We start from the raw sequence: 643 nt of genomic DNA on the forward strand, positions 1-643 counted from the left end.
GATTTCAGCAATGTCGGTTCCTAAACCTAAAATAGCCATTCGTAGAACCTAGTTATTTGCGTGCCGCGATCATCAGTGCTTTCATCTCTGCCACTGACTTTTCTAGGCCATCAAACACTGCACGTCCAATGATAGAGTGACCAATGTTCAACTCGTAAATTTCTGGTAGCGCAGCAATTGGTGCCACGTTGTGGTAAGTCAGACCGTGGCCAGCGTTCACAATAATACCAAGGTCATCAGCGTAGCTTGCACCCGCAGCAATCTTCTTCAACTCTGCTTGTTGCTCTTCTTCTGTTTCTGCATCAGCGTAATGACCAGTATGAAGCTCGATAAATGGTGCACCACACTGCTTCGCCGCTTCAATTTGCTGACGATCCGCATCAATAAACAGAGAAACTTTAATGCCCGCTTCCGTTAGCTTTTGCGTTGCCGCTTTTACTTTCTCAAGTTGGCCAACCACATCTAAGCCGCCTTCAGTAGTGAGCTCTTCACGCTTTTCTGGTACGAGACAAACAAACTCTGGCTTAGTTTTTAGTGCGATCTCAACCATTTCCTCAGTGACCGCCATTTCTAGATTCATACGTGTTTGAATCGTCTCACGTAGAATACGCACATCACGATCCAAAATATGGCGACGGTCTTC

At 46.0% G+C, this 643-nt stretch carries 1 protein-coding gene; it reads right to left on the minus strand.

The genetic code is table 11. The features are described from left to right. Positions 1–52 precede the first annotated feature (52 nt). On the minus strand, positions 53–643 hold a 591-nt coding region (locus R8O10_RS25770; protein WP_318192032.1), incomplete at its 5' end, for a pyridoxine 5'-phosphate synthase.

This window comes from Vibrio sp. 1727 (assembly GCF_033344415.1).
GTDB classification, from domain to species: domain Bacteria; phylum Pseudomonadota; class Gammaproteobacteria; order Enterobacterales; family Vibrionaceae; genus Vibrio; species Vibrio alginolyticus.